The sequence below is a fragment of the Parasediminibacterium paludis genome, from assembly GCF_042651445.1.
In the GTDB taxonomy this organism is placed as follows: domain Bacteria; phylum Bacteroidota; class Bacteroidia; order Chitinophagales; family Chitinophagaceae; genus Parasediminibacterium; species Parasediminibacterium paludis.
Genome location: NZ_JBHSDC010000011.1, coordinates 1 through 9,755 on the forward strand (window position 1 = coordinate 1; position 9,755 = coordinate 9,755).

11 protein-coding genes are annotated in these 9,755 nt (G+C 33.7%); 4 read left to right on the plus strand and 7 right to left on the minus strand.

Annotated features, from left to right (window positions below):
- The 6 genes from ACFOW1_RS06735 to ACFOW1_RS06760 form a co-directional block, all read right to left on the minus strand.
- Positions 1–230, minus strand: a 230-nt coding sequence (locus ACFOW1_RS06735; RefSeq protein WP_379013105.1) for a hypothetical protein, incomplete at its 3' end; no start/stop codon positions are given.
- A gap of 17 nt (positions 231–247) precedes the next feature.
- Positions 248–433 (minus strand): hypothetical protein, encoded by a 186-nt coding sequence (locus ACFOW1_RS06740; protein WP_379013107.1) that lies wholly within the window; start codon positions 431–433, stop codon positions 248–250.
- A 151-nt stretch (positions 434–584) separates the two neighbouring features.
- Positions 585–2,333, minus strand: a complete 1,749-nt coding sequence (locus tag ACFOW1_RS06745) for a DGQHR domain-containing protein (RefSeq protein ID WP_379013108.1) — start codon at positions 2,331–2,333, stop codon at positions 585–587.
- A gap of 30 nt (positions 2,334–2,363) precedes the next feature.
- Entirely contained in the window at positions 2,364–3,320 is a 957-nt protein-coding gene (locus ACFOW1_RS06750) for a DNA-methyltransferase (protein WP_379013110.1), read from the minus strand.
- Between the two features lie 202 nt (positions 3,321–3,522).
- Positions 3,523–3,669, minus strand: coding sequence for a helix-turn-helix domain-containing protein (locus ACFOW1_RS06755; RefSeq protein WP_379013111.1), 147 nt, complete (start codon positions 3,667–3,669; stop codon positions 3,523–3,525).
- 42 nt (positions 3,670–3,711) lie between these two features.
- Positions 3,712–5,076: an IS110 family transposase gene (locus ACFOW1_RS06760; protein ID WP_379013112.1), complete on the minus strand. Its 1,365-nt coding sequence runs from the start codon at positions 5,074–5,076 to the stop codon at positions 3,712–3,714.
- Positions 5,077–5,497: 421 nt separating this feature from the next.
- Here ACFOW1_RS06760 and ACFOW1_RS06765 point away from each other — a divergent pair, with 421 nt between their 5' ends.
- Positions 5,498–6,523, plus strand: coding sequence for an IS110 family transposase (locus tag ACFOW1_RS06765; RefSeq protein ID WP_379013113.1), 1,026 nt, complete (start codon positions 5,498–5,500; stop codon positions 6,521–6,523).
- Positions 6,524–6,784: 261 nt separating this feature from the next.
- On the opposite strand, the gene ACFOW1_RS06770 is transcribed toward ACFOW1_RS06765, so the two are convergent.
- Complete coding sequence (locus tag ACFOW1_RS06770; RefSeq protein WP_379013115.1) at positions 6,785–8,623, minus strand: P-loop NTPase fold protein; 1,839 nt, start codon at positions 8,621–8,623, stop codon at positions 6,785–6,787.
- 138 nt (positions 8,624–8,761) lie between these two features.
- Between ACFOW1_RS06770 and ACFOW1_RS06775 the strand changes: the two genes are divergently transcribed.
- The 3 genes from ACFOW1_RS06775 (at position 8,762) to ACFOW1_RS06785 (ending at position 9,695) form a co-directional block, all read left to right on the plus strand.
- Positions 8,762–9,034 (plus strand): transposase, encoded by a 273-nt coding sequence (locus ACFOW1_RS06775; RefSeq protein ID WP_379013116.1) that lies wholly within the window; start codon positions 8,762–8,764, stop codon positions 9,032–9,034.
- Positions 9,034–9,237, plus strand: coding sequence for a hypothetical protein (locus tag ACFOW1_RS06780; protein ID WP_379013117.1), 204 nt, complete (start codon positions 9,034–9,036; stop codon positions 9,235–9,237). Before ACFOW1_RS06775 ends, ACFOW1_RS06780 begins: the two co-directional genes overlap by 1 nt.
- Positions 9,238–9,518: 281 nt before the next feature.
- The gene (locus ACFOW1_RS06785; protein ID WP_379013119.1) at positions 9,519–9,695 is read left to right on the plus strand and encodes a hypothetical protein; all 177 of its coding nucleotides are present in this window, start codon (positions 9,519–9,521) and stop codon (positions 9,693–9,695) included.
- Positions 9,696–9,755 lie beyond the last annotated feature (60 nt).

Below are 9,755 nucleotides of genomic sequence, written 5' to 3' on the forward strand. Positions count from 1 at the left end.
GCATCCCTACCTATTTGTATGTTTTGGGCAGTGAAAAATGGTTGTAACATGATGAACAGTTTTCTACCACCACACATGGGTTGGTGTTTACGAACGCCATGTATTTGCTGTACTATCAAATCCTCATTTACCTGCTTTTTTAATAGCCTTTTTTGTTGTTGGTGGTAGGCTTGTGGCGAATAATCTAACAGCCGACAAATCGATTGTACACTAGAGGAAGGATTTGCCATTTTTATCGCACGGACTGTTAGTTGCCAGACTTTTTTCTGATAGTAATATCTAGCTGTTTCTCGGCAATATTTATCATGGTATCTAAGGCGTCAGCTCTTAGTTTTTCCCACTGCAATTGCTTTTCTAGCAGGGCTATTTTTTGCTGTAAAGCATCGGTGTTTTGTGGTTGTTCATTGGGTGGTTTTGGTGTAGAACTGTTCATAGCACTGCTGTTGTATTGCACTTGTTTTTGGGTAGGTAGCAAGTTATGAATACCTTGCAGAATAACATAGTAAAATTATAAAGCACTGTAAATCAATATCTTTCAGTGTTTTTTGTTTAGGCTGGGGTCGATTAAGGGGACATTTTGCAATTTATGAAAAGCACTTTTGAAAAATAGTTTCACCCAAGTCGCCATATTGACTTGATTTGAAACTCTGAAAATCAATTTCATTAAGTTTTGAAAACTTACTTCGATAATATTCAAAATCCCCAGTCTTTTTATGCTCTATTAATTTTCTTAAACAAACAAAAAACCCATTTATAGTAGTCGTGTTCAATATATAATTAAGTTCTTTTTTAGTGGAGATAAACCAACGTCCGTTTAGATTAGACGATGCCGCTTTCAAAAGAATATCAATACTTTCATGGCAGAAGAGAATGTATTCATTTAGAAGAACATCATCCGTTTTATTTTGTAATTCATTTTTTCTTATGTTATTCCATAAAAAAGAAATGCTATCATTCCCTGTAAACTTTAACAATGGAGCTAAACCATAACTAACTATAGAAGTCGTTTTTAATTTTCCTTTATCAAAATAATTAACTTCAAATAGTCGTTCTAATGGCCCTCTTTGATTTAATTTTTCTAGAACTGCTCTAGAAACCGATTCAATAGAAAACGGTTTTAAGATTAGCCCAATTGCTTGCTTAAGATCTGATTTTGCATTTGTCTGGGTTGAATTAATCTCTAAGAAAAGCTTTGCCTCGAATTTAGTCTTATCTAAATCAGAAATATTTTTTGGGTAAATTATTCCAGTAACTAGCAAATTTTGTTTCTCTCTTAATCTTTTAATTTTTTCCTCAAATAATCCACCTTCATGATATGCAAAAACTCTATGTTGTCCATCAATTAAACCAATTATATTAAAATCCTGAGGTAATTTAATTTCAATAGGCTGTGTTTTTGTTACAGAATCAAAAGCAATTGTATTTTTGGTATCATCTAATAATTTGGTTTCATTAGGTAACGTGACAATTATATTATTGATAAAAACCCTTTCTTCTTTATTTAAATATTCTCTGATTTGGTTAATTTTTTTAGGATCAATCATTCTTTGGTACAAACCATGATCATCAAGCCAACCATACTTCCTCAGGACATAAGATTTCTCTATTAGAGTTTTAGGGTCGATATAAAAGGAAACAATTTTATATCCTTTTGCAAAATTGCTATAAGAATGAGGTAATAATGAGCCTTTATAGTCTTTAGAAAAGCCAGTTGAAGGAGAAATATTCTCGCCTATATCATTAAAAGTTAGCCCTAAAAATTTAAATAACTCAAATCGAGCAGATTTCTTAATAGTATTTGCTAATACTTTGAAATACTTTACAACATAAAAATCCAGATATTTAATATTAATCAATTGGTCTTTATGACTTTGCTTTATTTCATTTTTCGAGCAATAAATGATAAAAGTTTTAATCTCAGGGGTAGGATAAGAATTTAGTTTTTCAGAAACTGTTGGAAATTTATCTTTTAAATAATCTATGAATTCTTCTGCATTTTCGACAACATGATCAAAAATAATTTTCTTTTTCAAAAGGTGATCGCCAATATTTTCTCTTTTACTAATTGTATATTCAAATAATAGTACAATATTCTGATAGATAAACACATCATCAAAATCGCCTTTTCTTCCATTAAATATAATTTCTTTATCAGCAACATTGTCGATTTTAAGAAATCCAATTTTTTCAAAAATTGACCTAATTTCAGTAATATGTAACCTTTGCAATTTTCTCTCTTCTCTTATTTTAGGGTCAAGAATCTTCGAAGGTTTCTTCTTACCTGTTTTTTTTGCAGTAGTTTCTCTTTTCAAGGGCTTCTTTAATGATGCCATATTCTTTTAATTAAAAATAATATTTTTTATCTAATATTTAAAATGATCAGGCTTTTTTGCCACAGCTTGATTCTGATTAGGTATGTGAACTGGCGTACCAAGAGCCCTAATTTTAAGCTGCCCTTTTTTCAGGGATAATAGCCTATCATTTGCGATGTCTATATAGCTCGAATCTTTTTCAATTCCGATTGCATTACGTTTATTTTTATATGCCGCTAAAACTGATGAGCCAACTCCAGAATAAGGATCTAAAATATTATCACCCTCATTTGTTAAAGCTAGTACGCATCTTTCAACCAATTCAATTGGATATTGGCAAGGATGTATCGTTTTTTCTTTATGGTTTGATTTAACATTAGGTATCTTCCAAACTGCATTTTCCCATTCATTTTTTAAAGATTCCCAAAAATCAGATGGGTTTTTACCTAACGGATTTCCAGATATTTCACCTTTTTTTTGACCTTTGTAATGTTTTTTGCCGGGATATTTTGCTGGTACTCTTACATCATCTAGATTAAAAGTATAATCCTCAGATTTAGTAAACCATAAAATTACTTCATACCTTCCAGAAAATCTTTTAGTAGAGTGCAAGCCATGCTCAAAATTCCAAATTATTCTATTTCGTAATTGTAATTTATATTTCTTAAAGATATTGTAATAAAAAATATCTAAAGGGAACATTTCTTTCGTTTTCTTATCTATATAATTACCTACTTGCCAACATATGCTACCTCTATCATCTAAAACTTGCACAAGTTTTGATATAATGTTTTCTATCTCGATTAAATAAGTTTCAATTGGTTCATTCTTCTCATATTCTTTACCCATATTATATGGCGGGGAAGTCATAATAAGTTGGAATTTTTTCTTTTTTCTTATTAAAACATCTAATTCTTTGTTCGAATCACCGAGTATAAATGAGGCCTTAGTATTTGTTCTTTTGTTCCTTTTAATATTCGATTCTAGATCATTAGTACTAAGATTCATATTGATAATAATTAAAGTTCATTATAAAAATAAAGGAATACTTATTGAATTTATAAAATAATTTCATCACAATATAATTTTGGGTTTTTAATATCAATATTCAGGCAGTATCTTATACACCACACACCTTTGGCAATAGATTAAAAATTGCTCGTTCTTATCATACCAATTAAAGTTATATTTTTCATGTTCGGGTAGTTCTTCAAACTCTATAATAAAGGCGTTTAATCTGGTGAATTATCACCCATTTGTTAATGGTGGTTCTACTTACACCATACTTTTTGGCTAGCTGTCGGTAGCCTGTGCCTTGCGTTAAATACTCAGTAATACACTGTTGTTTAATGTCCATTTTGAGTTGATTTTTAGTCAACCTATTCTGTACAACATTATCTTACTCTACTAATAATGAAGTTCTTAAAAAGAGCCTTTTCAGTTCATCTTGCGTTTGCTGCATTAACCCAATACGTTTTTCAATGTGCTTCAATTGATTAGCTTTATTTTTATCGCTATTTGCTGTCAATGTTTTTTTATAGGGTTCAACTTTTGTTACCATGTTCCAAATAATAACTGCAAGTTTACGAGCCGTTGCAGTTATAGCTGCAATCCTCCCTTTTTTAAATGCAATTCGTTTAAAGAATGGCGTTAGCTCATGATCTTTCTGGTTGCCTATGGAATTGGCTGCCTGCCGTAATGCAGTTGCAATCAGATTTTTTCCACGGGGTGTTTTATTGCTGATGATGTGCCCGCCACTAATTTTATTATTCGGTACCAACCTTAGCCATGACGAAAAACTTTTTGCCGACGGAAACTTGTGCAAGTCATGGCCCATATTTGTCAACAGACAAAGAGCCGTCGTATGACTAATACCAGAAATGGCGAAAAGATATGTGCGAAAATATTGGTAAGCAAGTCGGGACACATTTAATGCAGGGGCGTGCTTCCTGCTTTTTTTACTATTTTCCTTTAGCATCTTTTCTTCCTGGGGGTCAAGTACACTTTGTGGAATGTAGCGTATTAATTTATCTTCAATTTGCTTGTCACATTCCAACAAAGCCTGGTCATATATTTTGTAAAAATTTAAAGAGGCTTTTAATTCAAACAATAATTCCTCCTGCCATTCCCCTTGCAATGCATCAGCAATCTCCTGTTGCGATTTTTTTACCCTTACATCAACAAGGGAAGATAAGTGCTCAGGATTCCTATTGCCTGCTAGAATTGCTTCAACTATGTTTAATCCAGACTTTCCAACCACATCCCGAATAACGATATCTAATCTGATATTCATTAGCCGCAAAGCTTTTTGCATTTTATGAACATACATGGAAGCCTGTTCAATGAGGTGTAAACGATGATGATAATAAGTTCGAAGTTCCTGAATGGCATCGCTAAGGAGAAAACTACCTGATAAAAGACCGAGTGAATGTAATTTCTGTATCCACATACAATCGATGACATCTGTTTTACGGCCTTTTACATTTTTGGTCTGGTTGCCACCCACCAACATCACTTCGAATCCTGCTTGCTGAAGTGTGCTAAAAAGTGTCTGCCAATAATTGCCAGTGCTTTCCATGGCAATGGAAGTAATGCCGGCATTACGCAGATAGTCAATCAACTGCTCATGGTCTTTGGTATAAACACCAAATTGCCTGACATGTTCCTTTACTTGGTCAATGGCAACCATGTAGAAACGTGACCCGATGTCGATGCCTGCCGCATGTTCATTAACAACCTGAAGTGATAATTCTTGCTTTTTCATAACTAATTATTTTAAGTATAAAACTTCAGGGAATGTATTTAGATAATAAGATTTTTCTGTTCGGGATTCTCAAAAATGCGAGGTCACCATTTAATTCATCAACTGCCTTTAAAAATGCAAAGACATCATAACGTCATTTAGCTTTGCTTTAGATTAAAATAATAAAAACTACTACTATTACAAGTTTTCTTTTTTTGGTTCTTTTTTTCTTTACAATCCACATTAATTTGTGGATAAAACCTAACCACCGGCAGCGGCGCATTCTTTCAACGTCCGGGTTTAAGACCCATGGCTGGATACAATCCACTGCCGGTATTTTCCCTTAGTGTCTCTATAGCAATTAGGGTTAATTACCCATTATTAAGGACTAAGACGATGGGGCAAATATGGTTAGATTCATTACAAATTAAAACTACAAAAAATGAATCATTTACTCAGAAAAAATTACCTAGGTATTGATGTTTCAAAACTATGGTTTGACGTTTCCTTACTTCCAATTATTGATCATGTAAAGCAACCGATTATAACAGAGCGGTTTGATAACACAACAAGTGGCATGACTGCATTTAAAGCATGGTTAAAATCAACAGGTGTAACGCTAGACCAACATAGCTTGTTGGTGATAGAAAATACAGGTGTTTATCATCGGCTGCTGTGGGGTTTTTGCAGCAAATACAATTTGCCATTATACATTGGCAACGCAGCCCATATTAAATGGAGCCTTGGTATCACTCGTGGCAAAAGCGATGTGATAGATTCTGTGCGTTTGTGCCAGTATTGCTATAAGCAATCCGATGAACTGAAAGCCACGCCAGCACTCAATCCTGTATTTATGAAGCTCAAAGATTTAATGACTTCACGTAGCCGTTTGGTAACACAGTTGCACAGTACAAAAAATTACATCAAAGAGCTTCAATGCAGTAATGATAAAGTATTACAAGCAATACTTGAGAAAGCGCATCAAGCAGCCATTGAAGGCATCAAAAAAAGTATCATCCAAATTGAAGTGCTCATTGAGCAAATTATTAAAGATGATACAGCAATTTATAAAAACTATCTACTTATAAAATCAGTACCGGGTATTGGTCACTTAACAGCATTATATATCATCTGCTGTACCAACAATTTTGCATCAAAAGTTACAGGCAAGCAACTTGCTAGTTATGCAGGTGTAGTACCTTTTGAACATAGCAGTGGCACAAGTATAAAAGGCAGAAATAGAGTACATAAAATGGCCAATAAAGACCTCAAGAAAATGTTGCACCTCTGTGCGTTAACAGCCATCAAATACTATCCAGAATTCAGGCAATATTTTGACCGTAAGAAAGCAGAAGGCAAAAATGGTATGCTAGTATTAAACGCTATTAGAAACAAGATTATACTCAGAGCTGTGGCAGTAGTGAATAAGCGACAGCCTTATGTGAATAACCTAAATATGGCAGCCTAATAACTTCTCAAATTTTATTTGTTTTTTCCATAGCAATCCAGCCCAAATTTCAGGTGGGACTTTTTAAGGTACCATTTAAGTTCCAAGCTTAGTTCTGAAGCCGATGATGAAGTTATGAAAGTTGTCAGAGTTATTCAACTTAGTAAGCGAAGTCTATTGATTTCAGGACGAGACAAACAAAAGTTGTAACACGGCTTGCGTCCGCCCAGCTTTTGCAAATACCAATATTAGCTGCTGCCTTGTCCACTAAGACTGCATCTATCATTTTTTTCGTGTATCGTTTAAGTGTTCTATCGTTAGCATTAGTTTCTCATGCAAGGTTGCAAGGAGAAATTTTCTTGGTTGCAGAATATTTTCAGTGTTGTCAAGGTAAATAGCCAAATTATCTTTCAAACTTTTCAAACAAGTGGTGTCCTCAAATAAGAACTCTCCAATATTGTTTATGTTGTATCTGTAGCCTAATAGTTCTGTGAAATTAAATAACAGCTTATTTGAGGTTTTCAAAATTGTGTCAAAAAATAATTTGTCATCAACGTATTGAAAAAGTTCTTTTGAAAATTTATGTTTTTCAAATATCGCCGTCAAAGCAAACTCATCTTTATTGGCTAAACAGTCAATAAATTCATTACCTTCTGCGACATACTCCTCTTTTTTTATTTCAAAATGAATTTTCTTTACAAGCTGCTTAATCTTTGTTACATCAGGGTTTTCATCGCCGAAGTGTAAAAGGTTTTCTAAAACTCTATCATTTATTTGCTTTTTTTCTTTTGCAACTTCAAGTCCTTCATGCAAAATTTTGTCTATATCGTCTTTTGATTGGTCAATTAGTTTGTTCTTTGAAAAGAAGTAAAAGAAGTTAGCTATTTGAACATAGTCATAAAGCCAATATTTGCCTTCCTTTGCGTACTTTAAAACATTAGCTGATAATGTTTGAAAATCTTCGTCGGATAGTTGTCGAAATTTATAATCTAATAAATTTCTGAAATCTTGAACCTCTGGCGAAATTACTTCTGGGTATCGGTTCTTGATTTCAGTTGTCAAATCATTTTGATTTAAATAACCTGAAAGAATGTATGAGTAAACAGAAGGATAAAAGAAGTAATTTTTTATTTGCTTGTCTAAATATTTTTCGTAGAAAATTTCTGCATAAGATTTATCTCTTGCTGTTTCTTCCTTTTCGGAATTTCTCATTGTTTGTGCAATATTCAATGAGTAGTAGTGTTCATTAATATCATCAATTCCTTTGGGGTCTTTGTAATCAGCAGAAGTTAGTTTACCCTTTTTAAACTCAATTGTTATCAATGCAGAAAATAGAATGAGTTCCTCAATGTATTTTTCGTCAATGTTTTTAAATGCAGGAAAAAGTTTTTCTAATACATCTAAGTAGAACCCAATAATTCTAAGGTTGTCTTGTTTGTATTCTAACAAAATGTTTATTAAAACCTGCTCTTTTGAAAGTAAAAATTGGTAAAAGTCAGGGTTATTTACCTCGTATTTTTTGAATATTTGGGGTAGCGGTACTGCAATGTTTAGTTCAAAGTTTAATACCCGTCCAATTACTTTTTCTTTTATGTTATCATAGCCTTTTTGTGTCGTGTCAATATTTGTTTCGTCTGCAAGAATTAGAGTTTTTAAACTTTTATGCTCCACAAAATTGTTGATGAAACCTAAGACCTCTTTTATGGGGATTTGGCAGCGCTCTAAGTCGTCAAAGCAAATTACATATTTTGAGAAATTAAAGCTGTCAACACTTATGTCTTTAAAGATGTCAGTCAAACTCGTTTTAAACACAGCCTTGCTTGCTTGATTTATCACATTACCTAAAATTCTTGTTGTATTTTTTAAAAGTGTGTTTTCTTGATTGCCGATAAAAGGTATTAGCTTCAAAAAAAGTAAATGTTCAAGTGCGTCAATCTTGCTTATGCCATTAAGGGATAAATAAATTGTTTTGAAGCCATTGTCTAATGCAATTTTGTTTAAACTATATTTCCAAAAATAAGTTTTACCGCTGCCCCAACTGCCATTTAATAAAATTGCATATTGTGTTTTGTCAGTCTTTAAGTAATCGGTAAAAATCTTTTCAATATTCTCTGTATTCATTGGTCGTTGGTGTCAAGTTTGAAGTGTCGCATTAAGGTAGCAGCTAAAGTGAGTTTGTGAAAAAACTACCATTGCTTTTCAAATATACCCAAAGTGTGGATATTGAAAAAAGGAGTACTGTTTTTGCTATTATTTTGTATGCAATTTATACCAGGCAATAACCGCCATCAAACCTATTTCAGCACATTGGATGAACAAGTGACTGCCGATAATTCAGTACGGTTAATAGATGCTTTCATCGACAAACTAGACATGCAGCGTTTAGGCTTTACAGGTATCGTTCACAAAAGCGAAGGCCGCCCACCTTATGCGCCTAGTGTGTTGCTAAAACTGTATCTCTATGGCTATCTCAATAAAATACGCAGCAGCCGTAAGCTAGAAAAAGAAGCTTACCGCAATATAGAACTGTAATGGCTCTTGCAATGTTTACAACCGAACTATCATACCATCGCAGACTTTCGCAAAGTGCATGCCTTGCCTTTACAATCCATGTTCAAGCTCTACGTTTTGTTTTAAGTGATGCTGGTCTACTAGGTAAAACTACGATTGGCTTAGATGGCAGTAAGTTTAAAGCCGTCAACAGTAAAAAGAACAATTACAACCAAAAAAGATAGACAAGTACCGCCAATTCATTGAAGATAAAACCACCAAGTATTTACAACAATTAGATGAGCTGGATAAAGAAGAAAGTACAGCTATCAATGATGAACTAACGCTCAAAAAAGAAAAGATTAAACAAGGGTTAGCCAAGTTAGAAGAACGCACCATCAAGTACGATAGCCTTCAGCAACAGTTAGATGCCACTGTAGATAAGCAAATCAGTACCACAGATCCAGCCAGCCGCAGCATCCTTATAACTAAAAGCATTGTAGAAATTGCTTACAACACCCAGAATGTGGTAGATGACAAAGACAATCTTATCGTACACACCCAAGCTACTAATACCAACGATCGTAAAGCATTGTACCAAGCTATTACCCAAGCCAAACAAAACTTGCAACTATCAAAAACAGATAGTGTAATAGCACTGGCCGACAAAGGCTACCACACTGGTGCAGCGTTACAAGCGTGATACCATCATCACCCATGTAGCATATAAAGAACAGCCATCCGTTAAACATATAGCCAACGA